Raw genomic sequence first — 25,888 nt, forward strand, 5'->3', positions numbered from 1 at the left:
GCTGCTTCGCGTTGTCGAAGCCCTTGAACAGGTTTTTTTATTGTTTGGAGTACTACCATGGCACTCGTATCACTGCGTCAATTGCTGGACCACGCCGCCGAAAACGGCTACGGCCTGCCGGCGTTTAACGTCAACAACCTGGAGCAGGTGCAGGCCATCATGGCCGCGGCCGATGCCACCGGTTCCCCGGTGATCATGCAGGCCTCCGCAGGCGCGCGCAAGTACGCCGGCGAAGCCTTCCTGCGCCACCTGATCGACGCCGCCGTCGAAGCCTACCCGCACATCCCGGTCGTCATGCACCAGGACCACGGCCAGTCGCCGGCGGTCTGCATGGCCGCGATCCGTTCGGGCTTCTCGTCCGTGATGATGGACGGTTCGCTGGAAGCCGACGGCAAGTCGGTCGCTTCCTACGAATACAACGTCGAAGTGTCGAAAGAGGTCGTGAAGTTCGCGCACTCGATCGGCGTGACCGTCGAGGCTGAACTGGGCGTGCTCGGTTCGCTGGAAACGATGAAGGGCGACAAGGAAGACGGCCACGGCGCCGACGGCACCATGACCCGCGAGCAGCTGCTGACCGACGTCGACCAGGCTGCGGACTTTGTTGCGCGCACCCAGTGCGATGCGCTGGCCATCGCCATCGGCACCTCGCACGGCGCCTACAAGTTCACCCGCAAGCCGACCGGCGACATCCTGGCGATCGATCGCATCAAGGAAATCCACGCCCGCATCCCGAACACCCACCTGGTGATGCACGGCTCCTCGTCGGTGCCGCAGGAACTGCTGGCCATCATCCGCGAATTCGGCGGCGACATGAAGGAAACCTACGGCGTGCCGGTCGAAGAGATCCAGGAAGGCATCAAGCACGGTGTCCGCAAGATCAACATCGACACCGACATCCGCCTGGCCATGACCGCTGCGATCCGCAAGTACATGTTCCAGAACCCGTCGAAGTTCGACCCGCGCGACTACCTCAAGCCCGCGCGCGAAGCCGCCACCGAGATCTGCAAGGCGCGCTACCTGTCCTTCGGCTGCGAAGGCATGGCTGCGAAGATCAAGCCGATCCCGCTGGAAAAGATGGCCGAGCGTTATAAGGCCGGCGAACTGGCGCAAGTAGTCAAGTAATATAGCGTTTGGAACGGGCTGCTGCGGCAGCCCGCGTTTCTTTCCGGCGGGCCGGTTTTTCCCGGGCTGCCGGTTTCGTTTTCCTGATATCCCTTCTATGAACAGCCTCTACCAATCCACGATCCAGTCCCTGCCACTGCTCGGCCGCGGCAAAGTGCGCGACAACTACGCCGTCGGCGACGACAAGATCCTGATCGTCACCACCGACCGCCTGTCGGCCTTCGACGTCGTCATGAACGAACCGATTCCCGGCAAGGGCATGGTGCTGAACCAGATGAGCGACTTCTGGTTCGAAAAACTCGGCCACATCGTGCCGAACCACCTGACCGGCGTGGCGCCGGAAAGCGTCGTGGCCCCTGAGGAAGTCGAGCAGGTGCGCGGCCGCGCCGTCGTGGCCAAGCGCCTGAAACCCATCCTGGTCGAAGCCGTGGTGCGCGGCTACATCATCGGCTCCGGCTGGAAGGACTATCAGCAAAGCGGCAAGATCTGCGGCATCGAACTGCCCGCCGGCCTGCGCCAGGCGGACAAGCTGCCGGAACCGCTGTTCACCCCGGCCGCGAAAGCCGACATCGGCGAGCACGACGAGAACATCTCGTTCGCCGACATGGAGCAGCGCATCGGTTCGGAACTCGCGAATAAGATCCGCGACGTGTCGATTCAGCTCTACAAGACCGCCGCCGACTACGCGGCGACCCGGGGCATCATCATCGCCGACACCAAGTTCGAGTTCGGCCTGGACGACAACGGCGTGCTGCATCTGATGGACGAAGTCCTGACCGCCGACTCCTCGCGCTTCTGGCCGGCCGACTCGTACGCGCCGGGCATGTCGCCGCCGTCCTTCGACAAGCAGTTCGTGCGCGACTACCTGGAAACCCTGAGCGACTGGAACAAGACCGCACCCGCCCCGGCCCTGCCGCAGGACGTGATCGAGAAAACCCAGGCCAAGTATTTCGAAGCCATCGAACGCCTGACCGGCGAGAAGCTGAAGGCCTGAGATGACTGATCAAGCAGTGAACACGCCGCTGGTCGGCGTCATCATGGGTTCCTCGTCGGACTGGGACGTGATGAAGAACGCGGTCGACGTACTGAAGCAGTTCGGCGTACCGTTCGAGGCGCAGGTAATCTCGGCGCACCGCATGCCGGACGAGATGTTCGCGTATGCCGAAACGGCGCGCGCACGCGGCCTGCGCGCCATCATCGCCGGCGCCGGCGGCGCGGCCCACCTGCCGGGCATGGTGGCCGCGAAAACCATCGTGCCGGTGCTCGGCGTGCCGGTGCCGTCGAAGTACCTGCGCGGCGAGGATTCGCTGCTGTCGATCGTGCAGATGCCGAAAGGCGTGCCGGTCTCGACCTTCGCCATCGGCGAAGCCGGCGCTGCGAATGCCGCGCTGACGGCCGTCGCGATGATCGCCGCACAAGACGACGCCCTGGCCGCGAAGCTGGAACAGTTCCGCAAGGACCAGACCGCCGCCGCCCAGGCGATGACCCTGCCTGTCTGAAAGCTCAGTTCGAAATACTATGAGTAACACGCAGTACTCTCCCTTTCTCCCGCACGCCAATCCGCCGACCTGGCTGGGCGTGATGGGAGGCGGCCAGCTTGGCCGCATGTTCGCCCACGCCGCCCAGGCGATGGGCTACAAGGTCGCCGTGCTGGAGCCGGCCGCCGACTGTCCCGCGGGGCAGGTGGCCGAGCGCCTGATCGAGGCCGGCTACACCGACAACGTCGCACTCGGCCAGCTGGCCGCGCTGTGCAGCGCCGTCACCACCGAGTTCGAGAACGTGCCGGCCGACAGCATGAACCTGCTGGCCCAGGGCAGTTTCGTGGCGCCCGCCGGCGCCTGCGTCGCGATTGCCCAGGACCGCGTGCTGGAAAAGCGCTTCTTTGTCGACTGCGCCCCGCAGTCCGGCGTGATGCCGGCGCCGCACAAGGTGATCGCTTCGATGGAAGACATCGATGCCATCGGCGACGAGCTGCTGCCCGGTATCCTGAAGACCGTGCGCATGGGCTACGACGGCAAGGGCCAGGTGCGCGTGAAGAGCCGCGAGGATGTGCGCGCCGCCTTCGAGGCGATGGGCCAGGTGACCTGTCTGCTGGAAAAAATGCTGCCGCTGGCCTACGAGGTCTCGGTGCTGACCGCGCGCGGCGCGGATGGCGCATCGGTGGTCTATCCGATCGCCGAAAACGTGCACCGCGACGGCATCCTGTTCACCACGACCGTGCCGGGGCCGAACGTCTCCGAGGAATGCGCACGCCGCGCCCAGGATGCAGCGCGCGCCATCGTTGCCCAGCTCGGCTATGTGGGCGTCCTCTGCATCGAATTCTTCGTGCTGGAAGACGGCTCGCTGGTCGTCAACGAGATGGCGCCGCGTCCGCACAACAGCGGCCACTACACGATCGACGCCTGCGTCACCAGCCAGTTCGCCCAGCAGGTGCGGGCGATGGCGCGCCTGCCGCTGGGCGATGTGCGCCAGCATTCGCCGGCTGTCATGCTCAACATCCTGGGCGATGTCTGGTTCGACGGCGATACAGTGCGTGAACCGGCCTGGGACCGCGTGCTGGCGCTGCCGGGGGCCTTCCTGCACCTGTACGGCAAGGACGATCCGCGCCGCGGGCGCAAGATGGGCCACGTGACGTTTGTCGCGTCGACCCTGGCTGAAGCACAGCAGCAGTTGCAGGCGGCCTGCGCCATCCTGGGGATCGCGCCGTGAGCATGAACGAGCAAGCCATCGACCAGGCCGCCATTCTTGCCGCGGCGCGCGCGCTCGAAGCCGGCCAATTGGTCGGCTTCCCGACCGAGACCGTCTACGGCCTGGGAGCGGACGCCGAGAACCCGGCGGCGGTCGCCGCGATCTACGCCGCCAAGGGCCGTCCCCAGGATCACCCGGTGATCGTGCACCTGGCGCCGGAAGCGGACATCGCGCACTGGGCCTGCGAAATCCCGCCGCAGGCGCATGCGCTGGCCGAGGCCTTCTGGCCCGGTCCGCTGACCATGATCCTGAAACGCGCACCGAACATTCCCGATGCCGTCAGCGGCGGCCAGGACACCGTCGGCCTGCGCTGCCCCGCGCACCCGGTGGCCATTGCCCTGCTGCGCGCCTTCAGGGGCGGGCAGGGTGGGGTGGCTGCGCCTTCGGCCAACAAGTTCGGACACGTCAGCCCGACGCTGGCCCAGCACGTGCGCGATGAATTCGGCGCCGACGGCTCGGTGGCCATGGTGCTCGACGGCGGCGCCGCCCGGGTCGGGATCGAGTCGACCATCGTCGATTTGTCGCGCCTGGCCACCCACGGCCCGGTGCTGCTGCGTCCGGGCCATGTGAGCGCGGAAGCGATCGCGGCGGTCATCGATCAGCTCCCGAGCGCACCCGATGCCGCAGCGCCACGCGCCTCCGGCACGCTCGAATCGCACTATGCGCCGCACACACCGGTGGCGATGCAGGACACGGCCACGCTGGCGCAGACCCTGGCCCGCCTGCACGAGGCCGGGCGCAAGGTCGCGCTGATCCATTATTCGGACCTGCCGGCCAGCCACGCCAGCGAGCGCCTGCCGGGCACGCCCGAAGGCTTTGCCCATGCGCTGTACGCGGCGCTGCGCGCCATGGACGGCAAGGGCGCCGACCTCATCCTGGTCGAGGCCCCGCCGCAGGGTGGCGCCTGGCTGGGCGTGAACGACCGCCTGCGCCGCGCCGCACACGGCTCGACCGGGATCGTGCACGGCCTGCTCAACCGCGACGCGGGCGTCTGAGCATGGTGGGGTGGGTACGCGTACCCACCTGTGAAACCCCGGTATCGCCGTAGGGTGGGCACTCGTGCCCACGCGGTCTCACCATTCGCATTCCAGCACAGTCGTCAGGCCAGCGCCCGGATTTCCGTAGGGTGGACACCTGTGTCCACGCGGTCTCACCATTCGCGTTCCTGCGGCGGCTGTACGACTGTTCGAACGATGCACCGCGTGGGTGCAAGAACCCACCCTACGCACACCCATCCTCGGACCTGCTCACTCTTGCTCGAGAATAAATATTCTCGCCTCTCGACCGTCCTGGTCATTACCATCTACGCACCGTTACCTTTTGACATATAACAGGCATTAATGCTTGTTATAATCAGGAATGTTGCTAGTAGTTTATCGCTCGAGACTGTGGTCTGCGGCTGACGCCGCGACAATTCATTCATATACAAGCGTACGGAACACTGGCATATTAGTTAGGACACGAATAGCACGAGCGTTCGTTTCGTTTCAAAGAAAAAACATCCTTTCCCCTTAGGAGACACAATGCTTCAAAAGAATTTTGCGCTCGCGCTGCTGACCGCGGCTGCGCTCGCCGCATGCGGCGGCACCGGTAGCAGCGGTGGCGACCAGTCGCACCCGATCACTTTCAGCCAGCAAGTCACGTTCGGCGACAGCCTGTCGGACGTCGGTACCTACAACGTCGGCGCGGTCAAGGCTGCCGGCGGCGGCCGCTTCACCATCAATGGCTCCGAGACCGCGAAGGATCCGGCGCTGACCGGCCTGAACTGGACCGAGGTGCTGGCCGCCGAGCTCCGCCTGCCGGCCCCGTGCGCCGCGCAGACCGGCCTGGAGGGCACTGCCGAGGGCTTCAACGTCCCCATTACGAACAACGTCAACTGCTTCAACTACGCCCAGGGCGGCGCCCGCGTGACCAATCCTATCGGCCCGGGCAACAAGGCAGTCAAGCCGGACATGGGTGAAATGACCCTGCCGGTATCGGCCCAGGTCCAGAACCACCTGGCCAAGGTCGGCGGCAAGTTCAGCGGCACCGAACTGGTCACCATCATGGCTGGCGGCAACGATGTCCTGATGCAGCTGGGCGCGGTCAGCGCTGCGGGCACGGCCGCCGGCCAGCGCGCCTTCCCGAGCCTGCTCATCAGCGGCCTGGCGGCGACCACGCCGAATCCCGCAACCGCGGCGCCGATCATCACTGCGGCAGTCCAGAACAATGCCGCAGGTGGCCAGACCGCGATCACCAACGCCGCCGTGATGGCCGCCATCTCGCAAGGCGCCACCCAGGCCGCGGCAGTCGCGGCCGCGACCAAGGCCGGCGCCGATGCGCAAGCCGCCGGCGCCAAGGCAGCCGCCGAGTATGCTGCCGCCAATGCACAGACCCTGGTTGCGGAACTGGGCAAGGCCGGCGCCGAGAAAGCCGCCATCGTCAAGAACGAGATCGTCGCCAAGGGCGCCAAGTACGTCATCGTGAACAACCTGCCGGACGTGGCGAATACCCCGTCGGGCCGCGCACAGCCTGCGCTGCAGCCGCTGATCGACACCATGGTCAACGCCTTCAACAGCCAGCTGAAGGCCGGCCTGGGCAACGATCCGCGCATCCTGTACGTCGACCTGTACAGCGTCAGCAAGGACCAGATGACGAACCCGCGCACCACCGAGATCTATGGCCTGACCAACGTCACGACGCCGGCCTGCGACCTGCCGAAGGTCAAGGACACCTCGCTGCTGTGCACGACCCGCACCCTGGTCGCCGGCGGTGACACTGCCCGCTATATGTACGCCGACAGCATCCACCCGACTCCGTACGAGTACTGGCTGGTGGCGCGTTATATCTTGAAGGATATGGCCGTCAAGGGCTGGCTGTAATCCGGGAATAAAGACGAAAAAGCTTGCCTGCGCCCGCCTGTAGACAGGCGGGCCTTGCGGCTCTAATAAGAATCAGGAGAAATAATGAAAGTACGTTTCAATAGCGTCGTGAAAATGGCCGTGGCTGCCGTCGCGCTCGCATGCGCAGGCGGCGCCTCGGCCCAGTCGGCCGGCCAGTGGACCGCGAAGTTCGGCTTCAACCAGCTGACCCCGAAAGTCGAAAGTGGCGACCTCACCGGTCCGGCCCTGCCGTTCACCAAGGCATCGGTCGACCGCGACATCCAGCCCGTGCTGATCTTCGCCTACGGCTTCACCGACCATATCTCGGTCGAAGTCCCGCTGGGCACCCCGTACAAGCACAAGATCAGGGGCGCCGGCTCGATCCAGGGCACCGGCGAACTGGCGACCGTCGAGGCGCTGCCGGCGGCCACCTTCCTGCAGTACCGCTTCTTCGAACCGAGCGCGACCTTCCGTCCCTATGTGGGCCTGGGCGCGACCTACGCCTATTTCATGAAGGAACGCGGTTCGGGCAAGCTGACCGCGCTGACCAACCCGGGCGGCCCGGCAACGACCCTGAGCATCGACAACAAGTTCACCTACACCGCCCAGGTCGGGGTGGCGATGAACTTCAGCGAGCGCTGGTTCGTTGACGCGACCGTCAACAAGACCCGCCTGCGCACGGTCGCCAATTTCTCGACCGGCCAGACCCAGCGCATGAAGCTCGATCCGGTGGCGGTGGTGCTGGCTGTCGGCTACAAGTTCTAAGAGTATCGCGCGGCGTTCGCTGCGAACAGCCGGCACGGTTTTGGCCCTGCCGGCTTTTTTACATCTGTGCACCCAGGATCCGCGCACGCACCCTACGGTTGTGTGCCGGCTTCGGTGTCAATGCACGCCGGTCGCGTACTGCGCGAAGCGCTCGCCGCTCAGCGCGCGCTCGTAGAGGTAGCCCTGGAAGCCGTGGCAGCCGGCTTCGGACAGGAATTCGTGCTGGCCCGGGGTCTCGACGCCCTCTGCGATGACCTGCAGGCCGAGGCTGCCGCCCAGGGCGATGATCGAGCGCACGATCGAAGCGTCGTTGCCGTTGGTGAGGACGTCGCGCATGAAGGAGTAATCGATCTTCAGCTGGTCGAGCGGGAGCTTGCGCAGGTAGGCCAGCGAGGAGTAGCCGGTGCCGAAGTCGTCCAGCGAGAAAGTGATGCCGAGCCGGCGCAGGGTGTCCATGGTCTGCACCGTGTGCGCGAAATCGGTGACGACGAGGGTTTCGGTGAGCTCGAATTTGAGGCCGTGCGGATCGACGCCGGTCGCCGCCAGGATCTCCTGGGTCATCGCGACGAAGTCGGGTTCGACGAACTGGCGTGCGCTGACATTGACCGATAGCGACAGGTGTTTGGTGGCCGGGTTGCGCTGCCAGCTGGCCAGCTCGGCGCAGGCGGTGGCCAGCACCCAGCGCCCGATATCGACGATCAGGCTGGTTTCCTCGGCCGCCTTGATGAACTCGGTCGGATAGAGCATCTCGCCGCCGGGCAGGCGCCAGCGCAGCAGGGCCTCGGCGCCGATCACGCGGCTCTGGCCGTCGAGCTGGGGCTGGTAGTAGAGCATGAATTCATGGTTGCGCAGGGCGCGCCGCAGGCCGCTCTCGAGTTCCGAGCGCGCACTCCAGGCCGCCTGCATGTCGGGGTCGAAGAAGCGGAAGGTGTTGCGCCCGGCCGCCTTGGCCTGGTACATCGCGGTGTCGGCCTGCTTCAGCGCCGATTCGACCGTGTCGGTCATGCCGCTGATGATGGTCACGCCCACGCTGGTCGAGACCGAATACATGAAGTCGGCCAACTGGAAGGGCGTGCCCATGGCCGCGACGATCTTCGCCGCCACCGTCTCGGCCTGGTGCACGGCCGCTTCGACCGAGTCTTCCTCGGGCGGCACCAGGATCACGAATTCGTCGCCGCCCAGGCGCGCGACCATGTCGGCCTCGCGCACGCTGTGCTCGAGCCGGCGCGCCACCGCCTGCAGCAGCACGTCGCCGGCGGCGTGGCCGTGGGTGTCGTTCAGGGTCTTGAAGTTGTCGAGGTCGCAGAACATCAGCGCCCCGAACTTGCGCGTGCGCGCGCTGCCGATCAGGGCGCGGCGCAGGTGGTCGAGCAGGCTGGCGCGGTTCGGCAGTTCGGTCAGCGCGTCGTAATAGGCCAGCCGGTGGATGCGCGCCTCGTTGCTCTTGCGCTCGCTGATGTCGGTGCTGATGACCAGGATCTTCTGCGGCACGCCGGCGGCGGGATTGGCCGGCACCACGGTCCAGCGCGTGTCAGCCTGCATGAAGCAGCCGTCGCGCCGGTGCTGGGACAGTTCGCCCGACCATTCGCCTTCTTCCAGCGCGTGGCGCCAGGCCTCGCTGTAGGCGGCGTCGTCGTCGCACAGCAGGTCGGGCATGTGCTGGCCGCGCGCTTCCTCGGCGCTCCAGCCGTACAGCCGCTCGGCGCCCTTGTTCCAGTAGGTGATGCGGGCGCTCATGTCCATCACGAAGATGGCGTCGTGCGCCTTGTCCAGCAGCGACGCCTGTTCGAGGGCCAGCATGTCGGCGCGGCGCAGCACGGTGATGTCGGCAATAAAACCTTCGAGAGCCACTACGGCGCCGCGCTCATCGTAGACGGCAGCGCCTTGCTCCCAGGCCCAGCGTACCTGGCCGGCGGCGTTGGTGATGCGGTAGCTCAGCTGGTAGGAACGGCGGTCGCGGATCGCGGCATTGGTGTCGTCCGCCACCTGGCCGCGGTCGTCAGGATGGATCAGGCTCGCGAACGATACCGCATGCGCGCCGACGAAAGCCGCCGCCGGGTAGCCGGTCAGCTTCTCGACGCCGGCGCTGATGAACTCCATGGTCCACTCGGGATCGTTCAGGCAACGGTAGACCGCCCCGGGCAGGTTACTGAGCAAGAGATCCAGCGACAAGGCTGCCGCGCCGTGTGACCGAGAGTTTGTCGACGCCGAAGTGTCAGTGAGATGCATGTTCCGCGCGCTTGAGGTAGGTGGAACACTAGAAGAGGATTAATTGATTGTACACATGGTAACGCACAACCTTATGTGCTGCCTTATTGTGCGCAGATTTAGTTGACGCCGTTGTCAATACGATACGGAAAAAGTCGATCGGCAATGAAACTCGTACTATGCGTAAAGGCAGCGAAATGGCCAGCGCATTCCACGCTATTCCAGAATGCCGGTCTGAACCTGACGGCAAAGAAACGCCATTGCTGCGTCCCGTGACGAGGTGGTGTTCCATGCAGGGGGATCAGGCTGCAGGCCTCATCGGCGCTGGCTTCGCCGATATTGTGGGAAGCTCCAGTAAAAACTGGCATACGCTGCGGCGCACTTTTTATTCATCCCTATTCATTTATTTCAACATCGGGAAATAAATATTTTACGCCTGAGGTATTACGAGGAATAGGAGAATGGCGGCGTGCAGAGTTGGAGATGTCTTTCTCTTATTCGCCCGATCCCTGGTTCTCCGGGAATAATGCCGAAATACAGAAGGGGCGGCGATTATCGGGCGCATGCGCATACCTGGCGAATAAAGACCGCCATGGCAAGGCACTGATAAGTGCAGGGCGCATTCGCCCAGGGCGCGAAACGCGCGCGCGGCGAACCATGTCTGGAAAACCTGGTTGCCGCGTGCCGGTCAGAACGCGGCGATGCCGGTCTGTGCACGGCCCAGGATCAGGGCGTGGATGTCGTGCGTGCCCTCATAGGTGTTGACCACCTCGAGGTTGACCATGTGGCGGATGATGCCGAATTCGTCGGAGATGCCGTTCCCGCCCAGCATGTCGCGCGCGACGCGCGCCACGTCCAGCGCCTTGCCGCAGGAATTGCGCTTCATGATCGAGGTGATTTCCACGGCCGCCGTGCCTTCGTCCTTCATGCGGCCCAGGCGCAGGCAGCCCTGCAGGCCCAGTGTGATCTCGGTCTGCATGTCGGCCAGCTTCTTCTGCACCAGCTGGTTGGCCGCCAGCGGCTTGCCGAACTGGTTGCGGTCCATGGTGTACTGGCGCGCGGTATGCCAGCAGGCTTCGGCGGCGCCCAGTGCGCCCCAGGCGATGCCGTAGCGCGCCGAGTTCAGGCAGGTGAACGGACCCTTCAGGCCGCGCACTTCCGGGAAGGCGTTTTCTTCCGGGCAGAACACGTTGTCCATCACGATCTCGCCGGTGACCGACGAGCGCAGGCCGAACTTGCCGTGAATCGCCGGCGCGCTCAAGCCTTCCCAGCCCTTCTCCAGGACAAAACCGCGGATCGCGCCTTCGTCGTCCTTGGCCCAGACCACGAACACGTCCGCCACCGGGGAGTTCGTGATCCACATCTTCGAGCCGGTGAGCGCATAGCCGCCATCGACTTTACGGGCGCGGGTGACCATCGAGCCGGGGTCGGAACCGTGGTTCGGCTCGGTCAAACCGAAGCAGCCGATCCATTCGCCGGTGGCCAGCTTCGGCAGGTATTTCTGTTTGGTGGCTTCGTTGCCGAACTCGTAGATCGGGACCATGACCAGCGAGGACTGCACGCTCATCATCGAGCGGTAGCCCGAGTCGACGCGCTCGACTTCGCGCGCGATCAGGCCGTAGGCGACGTAGTTCATGCCCGGGCCGCCGTACTGCTCGGGAATGGTCGGGCCCAGCAGGCCGAGCTCTCCCATTTCGCGGAAGATCGAGGTGTCCATGGTCTCGTGGCGGAAGGCCTCGAGGATGCGCGGCTGCAGCTTGTCCTGGCAGTAGGCGGCGGCCGCGTCGCGCACCATGCGCTCTTCGTCGGTGAGCTGGCTGTTCAGCAACAGCGGATCATCCCAGTGGAAAGCGGTCTTGCGCGGCGAATCGGATGGCTTCATGGATCGGTCCTGGTCTCTTTAGGTCTTGTAGGCGAAAGGCGCGCTCGGCGCCTCCGGGGTCAAGGCATTATAGGAAGGGCGTACTGATGCATCTTTTCTAACTGCGACAGGCATTTTCATTTTCCCGCGTGTCGACTCGGAACGCGCGTCGCTACTGCAAGAACGAGACGTCGCCGGTCAGCCCGGCCTCGCGCAGGCGTGCCATGTCGCGCGTTGGAGCGCTGCCGAAGTGGCGTGCGTATTCGCGGCTGAACTGCGACGCGCTCACGTAACCGACGCGCTGGCAGGCCAGGCTTGCATCCATGCCGGTGGACAGCATCAGCCTGCGCGCCTCCTGTAGACGCAGGGTCTTCTGGAACTGTAGCGGGCTCATCGAGGTGAGCGACTTGAAATGCCCGTGCAGCGAGGAAGGACTCATGTGCGCAAGGTCCGCCATCTCATCGATGCGCATCGGCTGGTCGTAATTGGCGCGGATCCAGGCTACCACCTTGCCGACCCGGGTCGACTCGACGCATCCCAGTTGGGCCAGGCGCGCGCCGAACGGGCCGGCAGCAGGCGCAGTACGATTTCCAGGCGTCCCAACAGGCCATAGGCGGCGTTATTCACCAGCACGTCGATGCGGCCGAAGCGTTCGACGGCTGCGTCGATCGCCGGCGCCGCCTGCGCCTTACTTGCCACGTCGAGCTGGACCAGCGCCAGGCGTTGCGGATCGGCCGCGTGGAAGGTCTCCTGCAGTTGCGCCAGCTTGCGGCCCGTTGCGACCACCTTGTCGCCGGCGGCCAGGGCTGCGCGGGCAATGTCCGCGCCGATGCCGCGGCCGGTGCCCGTGATGAACCAGACTTTACTCATGATTTCTCTCCATGTTGTGCCACATGGCGTGGCGTTGAAGGTGGAGAGAATGGTAGGGCGCGGGTTCGGCTTCGACTTGCCTGAAACTCCAGGAAGCTGGCGCATTCCTGGCCAGGTGGCGGCAGCGGCCGCCCGGGCTCAGGGGGTGACGCCGAAGCGTCCGCCGTGGAACAGCAGCGCGGGCTGCGGATCGACTGCGCATTCCTCGACTTCGCCCACGAAGATCACGTGGTCGCCCTCGGGATAGCGGCTGCGGTTATGGCATTCGAACCAGGCGGCTGCGCCCTTGAGGATGGGCTGGCCGGTGCGCGACAGCATGTAGTCGACCCCGGCGAAAGGATCCTCGCTGCGGCGCGAAAAGCGCAGCGCCAGTTCTTCCTGGCCGGCCGCGAGCACGTTGATGACGTAGTGCGAGTTGCCGCTGAAGATGGGCAGGCTGTTGGCGCGCTCGCCCAGGCTCCACAGCACCAGCGGCGGATCGAGCGAGACGGAATTGAACGAACTGGCGGTCAGGCCGCGGAAGCTGCCGTCGGCCAGGCGCGTCGTGATGACGGTGACCCCGGTCGCGAACTGCGACAGCGCCTGGCGGAAATGCGCCGAGTCGAAACCGCGCTCGGTGGCGCGGGGAGAGCGTGTGTTCATCGGTACCTTGGAAAGTTGCATGCTCATTATGCCATTGGGAGGCCACCGACGCCGCCAAGCTCGGTGTTGCGGCTGCACGAAGCGCCGCTTTACGTTAGAGTTAGGTCATAACTAACAGTATCGAGGTATGCAATGAGCGAGCAAAGAGCGACCGAAGTGGCGATCCTCGGTGGCGGGTGCTTCTGGTGCGTCGAGGCCGTCTACCTGGAGGTGCGCGGCGTCACGCGCGTGGAATCGGGCTATATGGGCGGGCAGGTCGTCAACCCGAGCTATGAACAGGTGTGTGGCGGCGCCACCGGCCACGCCGAAGTGGTGTGGCTGGAGTTCGATCCCTCGGTCATCAGCTACCGCGACATCCTGCAGATCTTCTTCACGATCCACGATCCGACCACGCCTGACCGCCAGGGCAACGACGTCGGGCCGCAATACCGTTCGGTGATCTTTACCCAGGATGCGCAGCAGGAAGCGACCGCGCGCCAGGTGATGGCGGAAATGGCGGCCGTCTGGGACGCGCCGATCGTGACGCAGGTGCTGCCGGCCGAGACCTGGTACAAGGCCGAGGAATATCACCAGAACTATTACGCCCAGCATCCGATGCAGGGCTATTGCGCTTTCGTGGTGGCGCCGAAGGTGGCGAAGTTCAGGAAGACTTTCCAGCAGTTCATGAAGTAGCGGGGCCGTCCCGGTCTCTGTCGCCGTAGGGTGGGCGCCCCGTGCCCACCTGGACGCATGCATCGTGTTGCACCATCTGCGCCCGGGCATGATGCACGTGCCGCCAACGGTGTGCATGTTTTTGGTGGGCACGGGGCGCCCACCCTACATTCCCTCGTCACTCGTACATGTATTTCCTCGACCACGGGATCTGCGCCGGGTCTTCGCCCGCCTTGCCGCACACGATCTGGTACAGGCTGATCCAGTCCTGGGCAAACGCATAGGCGCAGCCGGCCAGGTAGACGTGCCAGATGCGAAAGCGCTTGCCGTCCGTGAGCTTGGCGATCTCGTCGGCCCGGTTCTCGAAATTCTCGGTCCAGGTGGCGCAGGTTTTGGCGTAATGGCGGCGCAGGTTTTCGACATCGCGCACTTCCAGCCCGCCTTGCTGCATGGTCTGGATAACGGTCGACAGATGGGCCAGCTCGCCGTGCGGGAACACGTACTGGTCGATGAATTCGCCGCCGCCATAGGGAGAGGAGCGGCCTTCGACGTCGGTGCTGGTAATGCCGTGGTTCATCACCACGCCGCCCGGGGCCAGCAGGGCGTTGATGCGCGTGAAGTACTCGGCCAGGTGCTGCACGCCAACGTGCTCGAACATGCCGACGCTGGTGATGCGGTCGAACTGGCCGCTGACGTCGCGGTAATCCTGCAGGCGGATCTCGACGCGTCCGTCGAGCCCGGCTGCCCGCACGCGTTCGCGCGCGAGCAGGGCCTGGTTTTCCGACAGCGTTACCCCGATCACGCGCGCGCCGAACTGCTGCGCCGCGCGGATCGCCAGCGCACCCCAGCCGCAGCCGATGTCGAGCAGGGTGTGCCCGGGGCGCACGCCGATCTTGGTGAGGATGTGGTCGATCTTGCGCACCTGGGCCGTGGCGAGGTCCTCGGTGCCGGTCTCGAAATAGGCGCAGGAATACACCATGTTCGGGTCGAGCCAGGCCTGGTAGAAGTCGTTGGAAACGTCGTAGTGGTAGCGGATCGCCTCGGCGTCCTTCTTGCGCGTGTGCGGTGAAAACAGGCGCAGCCGATGCATCAGGTGGCGCTCATGCTTGCCGGTCGAGGCGGCCAGTTCGCTGCCGATCCGGATCATGTCGGCGGCGCGGCCCTTGACGTCGATTGCGCCCTCGACATAGGCACGCCCGAGGTTGTACAGCGAGGGCGAGAGCAGGTAACGCAGCGACGAAGCCTGCGGGATGCGGATGGTCACGCGCGGCGTTTCGGACGACAGGTCGACATGTTCCCCGTTCCAGAGTTCCACCCGCAGGGGCAGGGACAGCTTGTTGCGCATGCCCGAGGTCCAGGCGGTCAGCTTCATTTCGTTGAACACGTATTCCTCCGGCTGTGAGCGAGCTGGCCAGTAACGCGCCGGCCTGAAGAACCTGGCCCGGCAGGGGACGCGCCCTGCTGGTCAGGTTTTAAGTAACCCTCGCCTGGCGCCGCAGGGCGCTATGTCGAGGCCTGTTTACGGTTGCAAACGCTGCCGAGTCCAGCTTCCGTCTTCCTGCCGCTCGTACACGATGCGGTCATGGAAACGCGAGCGGCGCCCCTGCCAGAACTCGATGCGCTCGGGCACCAGCCGGAAACCGCCCCAGTTGGCGGGGCGCGGCGGCGCGTCGCCGGCTTGCGCGGCGACCGCTTCGTAGTTCTGCTCCAGGGCCGCGCGGTTTGCGATCGGCGCGCTCTGCTGGGAGGCAATCGCCGACAGGCGGCTCTTTAACGGCCTGCTGTGGAAATACTTGTCGCTTTCTTCGGGTGAGGTCATCTCGACCTTACCTTCGATGCGAACCTGCCGTTCAAGTTCGCTCCAGAAGAATAGCAGGGCGCCATACGGGTTGGCGCACAGCTCCTGCGCCTTGCGGCTGTCGTAGTTGGTGTACCAGGTAAAGCCGCGTTCGTCGAACTGCTTGACCAGCACGATGCGCGAGCTCGGGCGCCCCCTGGCGTCGACCGTCGCCACGTTCATGGCGTTCGGCTCGTTGACCTCGGCTTTCAGGGCCTGCTCGAACCAGCGCGTGAACTGCCCGATCGGGTCGTCCAGCACATCGTCCTCGTTCAGGCTGGCCTGGCCGTAATCCTTGCGCAGGCCGGCCACGGCTTCGCCGATCGACGGCGCCGGCGCGTCGATGCCGCGGCGCTGCTGCATCGCCTTACCCAGGCGGGCCATCTGTTCGCCCGAGAACAGGCGCAGCGCCATCGGCGCCAGCGTGCTTTCTTCGCGCTCCATATGGGACAGGTAGCGCTGGCAGAAACGCTGCACGTTTGTCGTCGACAGCGTGCTGGCGCTGCCATCGGCAATGGCGCTGAGCTGCTCGTGCAGGTCTTGCCAAAGCGCATCCATGTCCTTGTGGTCCTGCAGGATCACCGGCGCCAGCGCCTGCAGGGTGGCGGCGTCTTCGCCTTGCGCCACGGCGCGCAGCATCGGGATCAGGTCTTGCTCCTCGTCGTCGTGGTGCAGGTGCGCCGCCTTCTCGAAATACTTCAGCATCGCGCCGGCCGCCTGGCGCGCCTGCTCGTCGGCGCCGTGTTCGGGCAGGTGCGAGAGCAGGCGTTCGAGGGTGCCGAGCTGCTTGCGGATGCGACCATGGCAGTGCTTGAGTACGGCGATCGGCTGGTCGAATCCGGGTGCAGTGTCGGGAAGGAAATCATTCATTTGCGTTTTTGCGACAAGGAAAATTTTTTTGATTGACTGACTTGCATTTTAGTGCAAGTTGAGGCAGCCGGGTCCGGTAAAATGCTGGGCTATGAATACGATCAACCACCCCATCCCGGCAGGAACTTTGGACGATGAAGTCGACTTCGCGCGCCGTTTCGGCGGCATTGCCCGCTTGTATGGCGAGCGTGCACTGGAACGCTTCCGTGCGGCGCACGTTTGCGTGATCGGCGTCGGCGGCGTTGGCTCCTGGGTGGTCGAGGCGCTGGCGCGCAGCGCGGTCGGCCACCTCACCCTGATCGACCTCGACAACGTGGCCGAGTCGAACATCAACCGCCAGATCCAGGCCTTGACCTCGACCGTCGGCATGCCGAAGATCGAGGCGCTGCGCGAGCGTATCGCGCAGATCAATCCCTTCTGCAAGGTCACCCTGGTCGAGGATTTCATCGAACCGGGCAACATCGAGCAGATGATCGCCGGCAAGGGTTTCGATTACGTGGTCGACGCCATCGACAGCGTCAAGGCCAAGGCCGCCCTGATCGCGTACTGCCGCGACCAGCAACTGCCGCTGGTCACCATTGGCGGCGCCGGCGGCCAGCTCGATCCGACGAAGATCGAGGTGCGCGACCTGGCCCGCACCGAGCAGGAGCCGCTCCTGAAAAAGGTGCGCAAGCTGCTGCGCGCCCAGTACGGTTTCTCGCGCGGCGAAAAGCAGAAGTACCACATCGACGCCGTGTTCTCGATGGAGCCGCTGCGCTATCCGGAAGAGGGCGATGCTTGCGAGCTTGGTTCGAGCGTCACCGGCCTGAACTGCGCGGGCTTCGGCTCGAGCATGGTGGTGACGGCCAGCTTCGGCATGATCGCCGCCGGCCACATCCTGCGCCGCATGGCGGAAGCGGCAAACGCCGCGCCTGCCGTGGCGCCGGCTGCAGCGGAGCCGGAAACGGCCGAGCTGCCCGAGGCCGCCTGAGGTTGCATAAGCGCGGCTGTCCATCCTCCGGAGGCCTTTGCTATCATAGGATTATCGAATGAAATCCTGTCATTGAAAGAGCCTCCATGATGCGTCGTACTTCCTTCCTCGCCCTGTTGCTCGCGGCCGCCGCCGCCCATGCCCAGCAGGGTACGCCGACCTCCACCCCGGCCACCCCGGCCAACGTGCCGCAGAATGCGCCGGCCGCCGACCAGGCAGCAAGCACCGTGCGCCAGCAGGGCGTGCAGAGCGCCGCCGAGCAGGCTGCCGTGGGTTCGCAGCAGGCTGCCGGCGCCGCCGGCCAGGCCGCGCAGAGCGGTGCCGAAGCCGCCAGCGGCGCAGCCCAGGATGCCGCCGCCGCGGCCCAGGCGCCGCAGCCGGTGGCGCCGGCACCGACCGGACCCCAGCTCGAGATCGTCGACCAGGTGGTCGGCAAGGGCAAGACGGCCGAGCTCGGCCACAAGGTCACCGTCAACTACACCGGCTGGTTCTACAAGCCGATGGCGCGCAACGGGCGCGGCCGCAAATTCGATTCCTCGCTCGATGCCGGCCGCACGCCGCTCGACTTCCAGCTTGGCGCGGGCCAGGTCATCAAGGGCTGGGAGCAGGGCGTGGCCGGCATGAAGGTGGGCGGCAAGCGCACCCTGATCATCCCGAGCCACCTGGCCTACGGCAAGCGCGGCGCGCCGGGCGGCAGCATTCCGCCCGATACGGACCTGATCTTCGATGTGGAACTGCTCGGCGTAAAATAACGTCAACGATTGTCAACTGATGCGGAGGGATGGAATGCGAGTCGCAAACGATGTCACTGAGCTGATCGGCAATACACCATTGGTCAGGATCCGCAGGCTGGGCAAGGGCCCCGGCCAGGGCGCCGAGATCCTCGCCAAGCTCGAGTTCCACAACCCCGCGCACAGCGTCAAGGACCGCATCGGCCTGGCGATGATCGAGGCGGCCGAGCAGGCCGGCAAGATCGGCCCGGACACTGTCATCGTCGAGCCGACCAGCGGCAACACCGGCATCGCGCTGGCCATGGTCTGCGCCGCGCGCGGCTACCGCTGCAAGCTGGTGATGCCCGAAACCATGAGCAACGAGCGGCGCATGCTGCTGCGCGCCTACGGCGCCGAGCTGGTGCTCACGCCGGGTGCCGAGGGCATGCTGGGCGCGATCCGCCGCGCCGAGGAAATCGTCGCCAGCGATCCGCGCGCCTTCATGCCCCAGCAGTTCAACAATCCGGCCAACCCGGAAGTGCACCGCCGCACCACGGCCGAGGAAATCTGGCGCGATACCGACGGCAAGGTCGATATCCTGGTCGCCGGCATCGGCACCGGCGGCACCATCACCGGCGTCGGCGAAGTGATCAAGGAACGCAAGCCCGGCTTCCAGGCCATCGCGGTCGAGCCGGAAGCCTCGCCCATGCTCTCGAAAGGCACCAAGGGGCCGCACCCGATCCAGGGCATCGGCGCCGGCTTCGTGCCGCAGGTTTTGAACACGCACATCTACGACGAAGTCATCGCAGTGCGCAACGAGGACGCCTTCGAGACCGCCCGCGCCGCCGCGCGCGAGGAGGGCCTGCTGGTTGGCATCTCGTCCGGCGCCGCGCTGTGGGCCGCGATCCAGGTCGCCCAGCGGCCGGAGAATGCGGGCAAGACGATCGTCGTCATCATCCCGTCGTTCGGCGAGCGTTACCTGAGTACGGCGCTGTTCGCCAATCTGGCTGGCTGACCGAGGTCGGCGGCCTTCGTCGTAGGGTGGGCACGCCGTGCCCACGCGTTACGCGCGTTGCCGCAGTCAGCGGCAGCCGGGTATTGCTCTTAAAACAAGCAACGCACGACAACGCATGATGGCATGACACTCCGCTCATTGTTGGCGGGCGGAGTTTCACGGCAAGCGCGAAAAGTGATGCACGCATCACGTTGGCGCAATCGGGCGCCGCGTCCGCTCAACGTTCACGCGTGGGCACGGGGCGCCCACCCTACTGTCAAAATTCACGGCAAGCGCATGGTGCGGCGGCCCTCACGCGCCGTGTACCCCGAGCGCGCAATTGTGCGCGGTCGTCCCTTCCTCCACCTGCAGCGTGCAATGGTGGATCCCGTGTTTCTCGCGCAGCTCGGCCACGATGGCGTCGATCGCACGGTCGCCCGGATAACCGCCGGGCATGACCAGGTGGGCGGTGAGCGCGGTCTCGGTCGTGCTCATGGCCCAGATGTGCAGGTCGTGCACTTCGGCCACGCCCGGACGCGCCGCCAGGAAGCGCTCGATCTCGCTGGCGTCGACGCTGTCCGGCACCGCCGCCATCACCATCTGCAGCGATTCGCGCAGCAGCGACCAGGTGCCCCACACGATCACCAGCACGATCACGAGACTCACCGCCGGGTCGAGCCAGGTCCAGCCGGTACCCATGATGACCAGGCCCGACACCACCACGCCCAGTGAGATCGCCGCGTCCGCCGCCATGTGCAGGTAGGCGCCGCGGATGTTCAGGTCGCCCTTGCTGCCGGCCATGAAGAGCCAGGCCGAGAAGCCGTTGATCGCCACCCCGATCGCCGCCACGATCGACACCGTCATGCCTGCCACCGGATGCGGGGCCGCGATCCGCTGCGCCGCTTCCAGGGCAATCGCCCCGCAGGCCAGCAGCAGCAGGATCGCATTGGCCAGCGCCGCCAGGATCGAGGAGCTGCGCAGTCCGTAGGTATAGCGCGCGCTCGGCGCCCGTTTGGCCAGCAGGGCCGCGCCCCAGGCGAGCACCAGGCCCAGCACATCGGACAGGTTGTGGCCGGCATCGGCCATCAGCGCCGTGGAGTTGGCCAGGAAGCCGTAGATGAATTCGATCGCCACAAAAGCCGTGTTCAGGCCGATCGCCAGCGCGAAGGCCCGGCCGTGCCCGGCCACCGGCGCATGATGGTGGTGATGACCATGCCCGTGCCCGTGCCCGTGATGATGGCCGTGGCGATGGTCGTGATCGTGGTGGTCGTGGCTCATGGGTCGGTTCCGTTGGCGGGTTCGGCGATGTGCTCGAACATGTTGGACAGCAGGGTGCTGATGTGGGCGTCGGCGGCGGCGTAGAACACCTGCTTGCCCTGGCGCTCGGCCTTGACGATGCGGGCCGCGCGCAGCAGGCGCAGGTGATGGCTGACCAGGGAACTGGACAGGTTCAGGGCCGTGGCGATGTCGCCCACCGCAGTCGGCTGCGCAAGGCAGGCCAGCACGATGCGCAGGCGGGTCGGGTCGCCGAGCAGGTGGAACAGGTCCGCCACCTGGTCGACGGCGTGGTCGAGTTCGTCGAGTGTAGTCATCATTAACATGTGAATAGGTGTTCACATGTTAGATGAAAACATTGGGCCCGGCAAGCGCGACGAGGTTGACTAGTCGCACACTCCGGGCTCGTGCAGGGCGGGGCCGAGCTTTTCCAGCCCCCCGCTGAGGGATGGCCTGGCGCAAACGCGCTCTATCGTGTCACGCGCCGTCTTGATCAGGGACAGGCCTGGCCTGCGCAGCGCGATACGGCGACCCCTGATGCCGCTGCTGTAGGCAAGCAGCCCGGTCTTCTCGAGTGGCCGCAAACGCCGCAAAAGGGCCGAGCATGACGTGCCGAGATCCGCGGCAATGCTTTCGAGCCCGGCCGTGTCGTCTTCCCTGCCTGCGAGCGAATGCAGCAACGCGAAATCGTCGAGATCGATGCCGTGGTAGGTCCCCAATTCTTCGTCGAGCTGGATGCGCAGCCTGGCATAGGCACGATAAAACGACAGGCACAGATGGGTGTGCGATTGGCTCACGACGGACTCCCGGAAAATTCGTAATTTCTTTCACCTTCACATGGCAGCTCCTGGCGCCACAAGGCAAGCAGCTCTTCCAGGTCGCGCGCCGTATCCGACGCGGTATCCGCGTGTGGCTCGACCATGCCGAGTACGTCGAAGGTGAAGCTCGATTCGCCGTGCAGGGACCAGTCCTGGCTCAGGAGCCGGTTGCGATGGGTGCCCTGGCGAAGTTCGAAGCGATGCCGGTTCAGCGCGCCCTGGACGTCGTTGCTGCTGGCCACAAGCACACGGCCTGTGACCAGATTGTTGATGGCGTAGACGCCAGCACGGGACGTCGTCGCAAGGTATTGCTGCTTCAGCATTCGTTTGTTGGTCATCTTTTATTCCCTTCCAATTCAGCCTCACCGTTTTACAAGGCAAGCATCCGGCAATCGCTGTGCTGAGCATCATTCAGGCGAGCGGCACATCGATGGCCCATGTACAGCCGTACACCGGCCGGTCGATGCAATTTACATCCGGGTAAAATCCAAATCAATAATACCCGGGTAAAAATATCGAGGGGCGGCAAAGATGAGACACCGGCGCACTAGGCTCCGTGCCGCGACAGTGGAATACTGGAAATGGAGTCGGCAAGTGCCGGGCGGGGAAGGCGGCACGCGGGGAGTGTGCCCGGAGGGGCGCCAGGCTGTGCAATGGATCGCCTGCGGCAGCGGCGGCGCGGTCTTTGGCGTCAGGTGATGCCGGCCAGGCTGGCGGCCCTCACTGCGGATGAAACTCCTCGGCCGAGGCGAACAAATCCCAGGCCGCGATGAACAAGGCTGCGATCACCGGGCCGATGACGAAGCCGTTCAGGCCGAACAGCGCCATGCCGCCCAGGGTCGACAGCAGCACCAGGTAGTCCGGCATCTTGGTGTCCTTGCCGACCAGGATCGGGCGCAGGATGTTGTCGACCAGGCCGATGACGAGCACGCCGAAGGCGATCAGGACCACGCCTTGCCAGATCGCGCCCGTCACCAGGAAGTAAATCGCGACCGGCGCCCAGACGATGGCCGCGCCGACCGCCGGCAGCAGCGACAGGAAGGCCATCACCACGCCCCACAGCAGGGCGGCCTGGACATCGAGGAACCAGAAGATCAGGCCGCCAAGCGTGCCCTGGACGATCGCCACCAGCACGTTGCCCTTGACGGTGGCGCGGATCACGGTGATGAAATTATCGAACAGGCGCTGCTTGTACATGCGGCTGAGCGGCACCGCGCGCTTGATCCGGTTGGCCAGGGACTGGCCGTCGCGCAGCAGGAAGAACAACAGGTACAGCATGATGGTCAGGCTGACCAGGAAATCGAAGGTATTGCGTCCGACGTTGATGGCATGGCGCGCGAAGAACTGGCTGACCTGGGCCGCGCCATCGGCCAGTTTCTGTTGGAGCGAATCCAGGTCGGTCAACTGGAAACGTTCCAGCAACCCGACCAGCCAGTCCGGCAGCACGTGGATGACCTGCTGGAAGTAGGCGCCGAAATTGATCTGGCCCGATCCGACGTTCGCGTAGATGCCCACCGCCTGCTGCACCAGCGAGGCGGTGATCAGCGACAGCGGCAGGATCACCATCACGACGATGGACAGCAGCGTCAGCAGGGCGGCGGCGGTGGGACGCTGCCCCGTTGCGCGCAGCAGGCGCCGGTACAGGGGCGCGAACAGGATGGCCAGCACCATGCCCCAGAACACCGCACCCGAATAGGGCAGCAGGATCCAGCCGAATCCGATGCTGACGACGGTGAGGAGGAGAAGGAAGAACTTCTGCTGAATCGTGAATTGGTTCATGGGCCGTTATGTGTACACAGTCGGTGAATACAGTCCGGCCCATGATAGACGATTCGACATCTTGTCGTCCGGGAAATGCGTGTACTCGTTCAGGGGCGCAATTGTCCCTCACTGTCGCGCACCTCGATCGGCCCCAGCTTGAGCTTTTCCAGTTGCGGCAGGATGCGCTTGCGGTCGCCCACCGCGACCACGATCAGGCGCTGCGGGTCGAGGTAGCGGCGCGCCGCTTCCTGTACCTGCTCGGCGCTGACCGTCGCCAGCTTGGCCGGCAGCTGGCGGTAGTAGTCGAGCGGGAGATCGAAGACGAAGGACTCGGCCAGGCTGGCGCCGATGTCGGCATTGGTGGCAAAGCCGTTCGGCAGCGACAGCAGTTCGGCGTTGCGCGCGTCCAGCAGTTCGGCCGGACGCAGCGGCTTGTCGAGCATCGCCTGGGCTTCGCGCAGCAGTTCGGCGACCGACGCGCCGGTGGCGTCGGCGCGCACGCTGCCGGCGATGCTGAAGGGGCCAGGCGTGCGGTTGTAGCGAAAGCCCGAGAACACGCCGTAACTGTAGCCCTTGTCCTCGCGCAGGTTCTGGTTGATGCGGCTGGTGAACAGGCCGCCGAAGGCGGCATTCATGACTTCCAGCGCCGGATACTGCGGGGTCTTGCGCTCGGCGCCGAGCGCGACCAGTCGCAGCGCCGTCTGCGGCGCGCCCGGCTTGTCGACCACCACGATGCGCGCGCGGGTCGGCGCCGGCGCGCCCAGCGCGAAGGGCGGCGCCTCGGCCTTCTGCCAGGCGCCGAAGCGCTCCTGCGCCAGCGTCGCCAGTTCGGCGCGCGAGATGTCGCCCGCAACCACCAGCGCCGCATTGCCCGGCACGTAGTGGCGGCGCCAGAAATCCTGCAGGTCCTCGCGCGTGACGGCGCGGATCGCCGGCTCGGTCCCCAGCTGGCCATAGCCGTAGGGGTGGCGCGGGCCGTACAGGGAAGCGACGGCCGCGACCGAGGCCACGGCCTCGGCTTCGTCGCGCTGCTGCATCAGTTCGCCCAGCCGGCTGGCGCGCTGGCGCTCGACTTCGGCGGTCGGGAAGGCGGGGTGCAAGGCCACGTCGGCCAGCACCTCGAAGGCCTGGGCGAAGGTCGAGCGCAGCGACAGCAGCGACACCGCCGAGGCGTTGGTGCCGCTGTCGGCTTCGAGGAAGGCGCCGAGCTGGGCGATCTCGTCGGCGATCTGCGGCGCGCTGCGTGTGCGCGTGCCTTCGGTCAGCATCTGCGCGGTGAAGCCGGCCAGGCCCGGCAGTTCGGGCGGGTTGCCGTCGGCGCCGCTCTTGATGACGAGTTCCGCCGAGACCAGCGGCAGCGCGGGATTATAGTGGTGGATTACCGTCAGGCCGTTGGGCAGCGTGAAGGCCTCGCCCTGCGGCAGTTTGAGTTCCGGCGTGGGGCCGGCTTTCGGCGCCCTGGCGCGCCAGGCTTCGGCTTCGTTGATGCCGGCCTTGTCCCCCTTGGCCGCTTTCGGCGGCTTGGGCGCCGGCGGGTCGTGCGGCAGCTTCGGTTCACCCGGCACGCCGGCCACGACGACCCGGTTCTTTGGCTGCAGCCAGGTGCGCACGGCGCGCTGCACGTCGGCCGGGGTGATGCGGCGCAGCTGGGCGATGTCCTTGGCCAGGTAGCCCGGGTCGCCGGTGAACTGGTTGTAGTGGTTCAGCTGGTCGGCCAGGCCGTCGCCGCCGAGCTGCTCGAGCGACGTGAGCATCGCGGTCTCGAGCTGGCGCCTGGCGCGTTCGACTTCCTGTTCCGAAGGACCATGCTCGCGCAGCGCGGCCAGTTCGGCGTCGATCGCCTTTTCCAGTTCCGCCGGGGTGTGGCCGGCGCGCGCCGTCACCTCGACCTGGAAGGTCGAGACCAGGGCGCGCGCGTCCTGGTCGGCGTCGACGTCCTGGGCGATCTGGCGTTCGTACACCAGCGATTTGTACAGCCGGCTCGACTTGCCGCCGGCGAGGATCTGGGCCGCCACCGCCAGCTCGGCGTCGCCGTCCTGGAAGGCCGGCGGCGTGAGCCAGCCCATGTAGACGCGCGCCAGCTCGACCCGGTCCGGCACCGTCAGGCGGCGCTCGGCCGTGATCGGCGGCGTCACCACTTTCGGCCGCGCGACCGCCGGGCCGCGCTTCAGGCTGCCGAAATACTTCGCCACCAGGGCGCGGGTTTTCACCTTGTCGATGTCGCCGGCGATCACGATGCTGGCGTTGTTCGGGCCGTAGTAGCGCGTGAAGAATTCGCGCACGTCGGCCAGCTTGGCGTTCTGGATGTCGGCGTGCGAGCCGATCACCGAGGCGTAGTAGGGATGCTCGGGCGGGAACAGCGCGTGGTTCAGCGCTTCCTCGACGATCCCGTAGGGTTCGTTCTCCACCGTTTCGCGGCGCTCGTTGCGCACCACGTCCTGCTGGTTGGTCAGGGCTTTCTGGTCCAGCACGTCGAGCAGGTAGCCCATGCGGTCGGCATGGACCCACAGGGCCAGTTCGAGCTGGTTCGAAGGCACGGTGTCGTAGTAGCTGGTGCTGTCGTAGCCGGTGCCGCCGTTGCTGTCGGTGGCGCCGGCGCCTTCGAGCAGGCGGTCGGCCAGGCCGCGCGGCAGGTGCTTGCTGCCGGCGAACATCATGTGTTCGAACAGGTGGGCGAAGCCCGCCAGCCCGGGCGCCTCGTTGGCCGGGCCGACGTGGTACCAGACGTTCACGGCCACCAGCGGCAGGCGCTTGTCTTCGACCAGGATCACCTGCAGGCCGTTCGGCAGCGTGTATTTGTCGAAGGCGATGTGCGGCACGTTGGCCGGAACGGCGGGAGACGCGGCGCCGCCGGTCTGCGCGCCAGCGCTATTCAAAGCGGCCAGCAGCAGCGATGCGGCGAACAGCGGTCGGGTTTTCATGCAG

General features: G+C 65.7%; 25 protein-coding genes. 12 read left to right on the plus strand and 13 right to left on the minus strand.

What is annotated here, in order from left to right; all coding sequences use genetic code 11:
• Window positions 1-57 precede the first annotated feature (57 nt).
• The 7 genes from fba to ACSUZJ_RS03430 all read left to right on the plus strand — a co-directional run bounded on the left by fba (window position 58) and on the right by ACSUZJ_RS03430 (window position 7,496).
• A complete protein-coding gene (fba, locus tag ACSUZJ_RS03400) occupies window positions 58-1,122 on the plus strand; it encodes a class II fructose-bisphosphate aldolase (RefSeq protein WP_499413332.1) in 1,065 nt (354 codons plus the stop codon).
• Window positions 1,123-1,219: 97 nt separating this feature from the next.
• Window positions 1,220-2,116, plus strand: a complete 897-nt coding sequence (locus tag ACSUZJ_RS03405; RefSeq protein WP_499413334.1) for a phosphoribosylaminoimidazolesuccinocarboxamide synthase — start codon at window positions 1,220-1,222, stop codon at window positions 2,114-2,116.
• Window position 2,117: 1 nt separating this feature from the next.
• Window positions 2,118-2,621, plus strand: coding sequence for a 5-(carboxyamino)imidazole ribonucleotide mutase (gene purE / locus ACSUZJ_RS03410; protein ID WP_499413336.1), 504 nt, complete (start codon window positions 2,118-2,120; stop codon window positions 2,619-2,621).
• A 19-nt stretch (window positions 2,622-2,640) separates the two neighbouring features.
• The gene (locus tag ACSUZJ_RS03415) at window positions 2,641-3,831 is read left to right on the plus strand and encodes a 5-(carboxyamino)imidazole ribonucleotide synthase (protein WP_499413338.1); all 1,191 of its coding nucleotides are present in this window, start codon (window positions 2,641-2,643) and stop codon (window positions 3,829-3,831) included.
• Window positions 3,832-3,833: 2 nt separating this feature from the next.
• On the plus strand, window positions 3,834-4,865 hold the full coding sequence (locus ACSUZJ_RS03420; protein WP_499413340.1) for an L-threonylcarbamoyladenylate synthase: 1,032 nt from the start codon (window positions 3,834-3,836) through the stop codon (window positions 4,863-4,865).
• A 528-nt stretch (window positions 4,866-5,393) separates the two neighbouring features.
• On the plus strand, window positions 5,394-6,731 hold the full coding sequence (locus ACSUZJ_RS03425) for an SGNH/GDSL hydrolase family protein (protein ID WP_499413342.1): 1,338 nt from the start codon (window positions 5,394-5,396) through the stop codon (window positions 6,729-6,731).
• 84 nt (window positions 6,732-6,815) lie between these two features.
• A complete protein-coding gene (locus tag ACSUZJ_RS03430) occupies window positions 6,816-7,496 on the plus strand; it encodes an OmpW/AlkL family protein (protein WP_499413344.1) in 681 nt (226 codons plus the stop codon).
• Window positions 7,497-7,613: 117 nt separating this feature from the next.
• Here the strand turns inward: ACSUZJ_RS03430 and ACSUZJ_RS03435 are convergent, their stop codons facing one another.
• Window positions 7,614-9,653, minus strand: coding sequence for a putative bifunctional diguanylate cyclase/phosphodiesterase (locus ACSUZJ_RS03435; protein WP_499413346.1), 2,040 nt, complete (start codon window positions 9,651-9,653; stop codon window positions 7,614-7,616).
• Window positions 9,654-9,883: 230 nt separating this feature from the next.
• Between ACSUZJ_RS03435 and ACSUZJ_RS03440 the strand changes: the two genes are divergently transcribed.
• Window positions 9,884-10,129: a hypothetical protein gene (locus ACSUZJ_RS03440; RefSeq protein ID WP_499413348.1), complete on the plus strand. Its 246-nt coding sequence runs from the start codon at window positions 9,884-9,886 to the stop codon at window positions 10,127-10,129.
• Between the two features lie 263 nt (window positions 10,130-10,392).
• Here the strand turns inward: ACSUZJ_RS03440 and ACSUZJ_RS03445 are convergent, their stop codons facing one another.
• From ACSUZJ_RS03445 to ACSUZJ_RS03460, 4 genes are all read right to left on the minus strand, one after another.
• A complete protein-coding gene (locus ACSUZJ_RS03445) occupies window positions 10,393-11,586 on the minus strand; it encodes an acyl-CoA dehydrogenase (protein WP_499413350.1) in 1,194 nt (397 codons plus the stop codon).
• 151 nt (window positions 11,587-11,737) lie between these two features.
• Window positions 11,738-12,073 (minus strand): helix-turn-helix domain-containing protein, encoded by a 336-nt coding sequence (locus tag ACSUZJ_RS03450; protein ID WP_499413351.1) that lies wholly within the window; start codon window positions 12,071-12,073, stop codon window positions 11,738-11,740.
• Complete coding sequence (locus ACSUZJ_RS03455) at window positions 12,067-12,435, minus strand: SDR family NAD(P)-dependent oxidoreductase (protein ID WP_499413352.1); 369 nt, start codon at window positions 12,433-12,435, stop codon at window positions 12,067-12,069. The genes ACSUZJ_RS03450 and ACSUZJ_RS03455 overlap by 7 nt, the downstream gene beginning before the upstream one ends.
• A gap of 138 nt (window positions 12,436-12,573) precedes the next feature.
• Window positions 12,574-13,077, minus strand: coding sequence for a flavin reductase family protein (locus ACSUZJ_RS03460; protein WP_499413353.1), 504 nt, complete (start codon window positions 13,075-13,077; stop codon window positions 12,574-12,576).
• A gap of 132 nt (window positions 13,078-13,209) precedes the next feature.
• Between ACSUZJ_RS03460 and msrA the strand changes: the two genes are divergently transcribed.
• Complete coding sequence (gene msrA / locus ACSUZJ_RS03465) at window positions 13,210-13,749, plus strand: peptide-methionine (S)-S-oxide reductase MsrA (RefSeq protein WP_499413355.1); 540 nt, start codon at window positions 13,210-13,212, stop codon at window positions 13,747-13,749.
• 157 nt (window positions 13,750-13,906) lie between these two features.
• Here msrA and ACSUZJ_RS03470 read toward each other — a convergent pair whose 3' ends face one another.
• Both ACSUZJ_RS03470 and pdxH read right to left on the minus strand, forming a co-directional pair.
• The gene (locus ACSUZJ_RS03470; protein ID WP_499413356.1) at window positions 13,907-15,112 is read right to left on the minus strand and encodes a class I SAM-dependent methyltransferase; all 1,206 of its coding nucleotides are present in this window, start codon (window positions 15,110-15,112) and stop codon (window positions 13,907-13,909) included.
• 135 nt (window positions 15,113-15,247) lie between these two features.
• Window positions 15,248-16,435, minus strand: coding sequence for a pyridoxamine 5'-phosphate oxidase (gene pdxH / locus ACSUZJ_RS03475; RefSeq protein WP_499413357.1), 1,188 nt, complete (start codon window positions 16,433-16,435; stop codon window positions 15,248-15,250).
• A gap of 91 nt (window positions 16,436-16,526) precedes the next feature.
• Here pdxH and tcdA point away from each other — a divergent pair, with 91 nt between their 5' ends.
• The 3 genes from tcdA to cysK all read left to right on the plus strand — a co-directional run bounded on the left by tcdA (window position 16,527) and on the right by cysK (window position 19,130).
• Window positions 16,527-17,405 (plus strand): tRNA cyclic N6-threonylcarbamoyladenosine(37) synthase TcdA, encoded by an 879-nt coding sequence (tcdA, locus tag ACSUZJ_RS03480; RefSeq protein ID WP_499413358.1) that lies wholly within the window; start codon window positions 16,527-16,529, stop codon window positions 17,403-17,405.
• A gap of 86 nt (window positions 17,406-17,491) precedes the next feature.
• Window positions 17,492-18,157, plus strand: a complete 666-nt coding sequence (locus ACSUZJ_RS03485; RefSeq protein ID WP_499413360.1) for an FKBP-type peptidyl-prolyl cis-trans isomerase — start codon at window positions 17,492-17,494, stop codon at window positions 18,155-18,157.
• A 34-nt stretch (window positions 18,158-18,191) separates the two neighbouring features.
• Window positions 18,192-19,130, plus strand: coding sequence for a cysteine synthase A (gene cysK / locus ACSUZJ_RS03490; RefSeq protein ID WP_499413361.1), 939 nt, complete (start codon window positions 18,192-18,194; stop codon window positions 19,128-19,130).
• Between the two features lie 291 nt (window positions 19,131-19,421).
• On the opposite strand, the gene ACSUZJ_RS03495 is transcribed toward cysK, so the two are convergent.
• From ACSUZJ_RS03495 to ACSUZJ_RS03520, 6 genes are all read right to left on the minus strand, one after another.
• Window positions 19,422-20,387, minus strand: a complete 966-nt coding sequence (locus ACSUZJ_RS03495) for a cation diffusion facilitator family transporter (protein WP_499413362.1) — start codon at window positions 20,385-20,387, stop codon at window positions 19,422-19,424.
• Entirely contained in the window at window positions 20,384-20,701 is a 318-nt protein-coding gene (locus ACSUZJ_RS03500; protein ID WP_499416424.1) for an ArsR/SmtB family transcription factor, read from the minus strand. Before ACSUZJ_RS03500 ends, ACSUZJ_RS03495 begins: the two co-directional genes overlap by 4 nt.
• A 69-nt stretch (window positions 20,702-20,770) precedes the next feature.
• Window positions 20,771-21,181, minus strand: a complete 411-nt coding sequence (locus tag ACSUZJ_RS03505; protein ID WP_499413364.1) for a winged helix DNA-binding protein — start codon at window positions 21,179-21,181, stop codon at window positions 20,771-20,773.
• Window positions 21,178-21,540 carry a GIY-YIG nuclease family protein gene (locus ACSUZJ_RS03510; RefSeq protein WP_499413365.1) on the minus strand — a complete coding sequence of 121 codons (363 nt, stop codon included), beginning with the start codon at window positions 21,538-21,540 and terminating at the stop codon, window positions 21,178-21,180. Before ACSUZJ_RS03510 ends, ACSUZJ_RS03505 begins: the two co-directional genes overlap by 4 nt.
• Before the next feature lie 382 nt (window positions 21,541-21,922).
• On the minus strand, window positions 21,923-22,981 hold the full coding sequence (locus ACSUZJ_RS03515) for an AI-2E family transporter (RefSeq protein ID WP_499413366.1): 1,059 nt from the start codon (window positions 22,979-22,981) through the stop codon (window positions 21,923-21,925).
• 89 nt (window positions 22,982-23,070) lie between these two features.
• The gene (locus tag ACSUZJ_RS03520) at window positions 23,071-25,884 is read right to left on the minus strand and encodes a M16 family metallopeptidase (protein WP_499413368.1); all 2,814 of its coding nucleotides are present in this window, start codon (window positions 25,882-25,884) and stop codon (window positions 23,071-23,073) included.
• Window positions 25,885-25,888: the final 4 nt, after the last annotated feature.

Origin of the sequence: Telluria sp. B2 (assembly GCF_051789535.1) — a bacterium.
Classification (GTDB): domain Bacteria; phylum Pseudomonadota; class Gammaproteobacteria; order Burkholderiales; family Burkholderiaceae_D; genus Telluria.

Bases quoted from the DNA above. Each gene is read 5' to 3' on its own strand.
- ACSUZJ_RS03440 (WP_499413348.1), top strand. From the start codon at position 9,884: ATGCGTAAAGGCAGCGAAATGGCCAGCGCATTCCACGCTATTCCAGAA.
- fba (WP_499413332.1), top strand. From the start codon at position 58: ATGGCACTCGTATCACTGCGTCAATTGCTGGACCACGCCGCCGAAAAC.
- ACSUZJ_RS03495 (WP_499413362.1), bottom strand. From the start codon at position 20,387: ATGAGCCACGACCACCACGATCACGACCATCGCCACGGCCATCATCAC.
- ACSUZJ_RS03430 (WP_499413344.1), top strand. From the start codon at position 6,816: ATGAAAGTACGTTTCAATAGCGTCGTGAAAATGGCCGTGGCTGCCGTC.
- ACSUZJ_RS03405 (WP_499413334.1), top strand. From the start codon at position 1,220: ATGAACAGCCTCTACCAATCCACGATCCAGTCCCTGCCACTGCTCGGC.
- msrA (WP_499413355.1), top strand. From the start codon at position 13,210: ATGAGCGAGCAAAGAGCGACCGAAGTGGCGATCCTCGGTGGCGGGTGC.
- ACSUZJ_RS03510 (WP_499413365.1), bottom strand. From the start codon at position 21,540: ATGACCAACAAACGAATGCTGAAGCAGCAATACCTTGCGACGACGTCC.
- ACSUZJ_RS03425 (WP_499413342.1), top strand. From the start codon at position 5,394: ATGCTTCAAAAGAATTTTGCGCTCGCGCTGCTGACCGCGGCTGCGCTC.
- pdxH (WP_499413357.1), bottom strand. From the start codon at position 16,435: ATGAATGATTTCCTTCCCGACACTGCACCCGGATTCGACCAGCCGATC.
- cysK (WP_499413361.1), top strand. From the start codon at position 18,192: ATGCGAGTCGCAAACGATGTCACTGAGCTGATCGGCAATACACCATTG.
- ACSUZJ_RS03520 (WP_499413368.1), bottom strand. From the start codon at position 25,884: ATGAAAACCCGACCGCTGTTCGCCGCATCGCTGCTGCTGGCCGCTTTG.
- ACSUZJ_RS03515 (WP_499413366.1), bottom strand. From the start codon at position 22,981: ATGAACCAATTCACGATTCAGCAGAAGTTCTTCCTTCTCCTCCTCACC.
- ACSUZJ_RS03445 (WP_499413350.1), bottom strand. From the start codon at position 11,586: ATGAAGCCATCCGATTCGCCGCGCAAGACCGCTTTCCACTGGGATGAT.
- purE (WP_499413336.1), top strand. From the start codon at position 2,118: ATGACTGATCAAGCAGTGAACACGCCGCTGGTCGGCGTCATCATGGGT.
- ACSUZJ_RS03415 (WP_499413338.1), top strand. From the start codon at position 2,641: ATGAGTAACACGCAGTACTCTCCCTTTCTCCCGCACGCCAATCCGCCG.
- ACSUZJ_RS03500 (WP_499416424.1), bottom strand. From the start codon at position 20,701: ATGACTACACTCGACGAACTCGACCACGCCGTCGACCAGGTGGCGGAC.
- ACSUZJ_RS03485 (WP_499413360.1), top strand. From the start codon at position 17,492: ATGATGCGTCGTACTTCCTTCCTCGCCCTGTTGCTCGCGGCCGCCGCC.
- ACSUZJ_RS03420 (WP_499413340.1), top strand. From the start codon at position 3,834: ATGAACGAGCAAGCCATCGACCAGGCCGCCATTCTTGCCGCGGCGCGC.
- ACSUZJ_RS03455 (WP_499413352.1), bottom strand. From the start codon at position 12,435: ATGAGTAAAGTCTGGTTCATCACGGGCACCGGCCGCGGCATCGGCGCG.
- ACSUZJ_RS03460 (WP_499413353.1), bottom strand. From the start codon at position 13,077: ATGAACACACGCTCTCCCCGCGCCACCGAGCGCGGTTTCGACTCGGCG.
- tcdA (WP_499413358.1), top strand. From the start codon at position 16,527: ATGAATACGATCAACCACCCCATCCCGGCAGGAACTTTGGACGATGAA.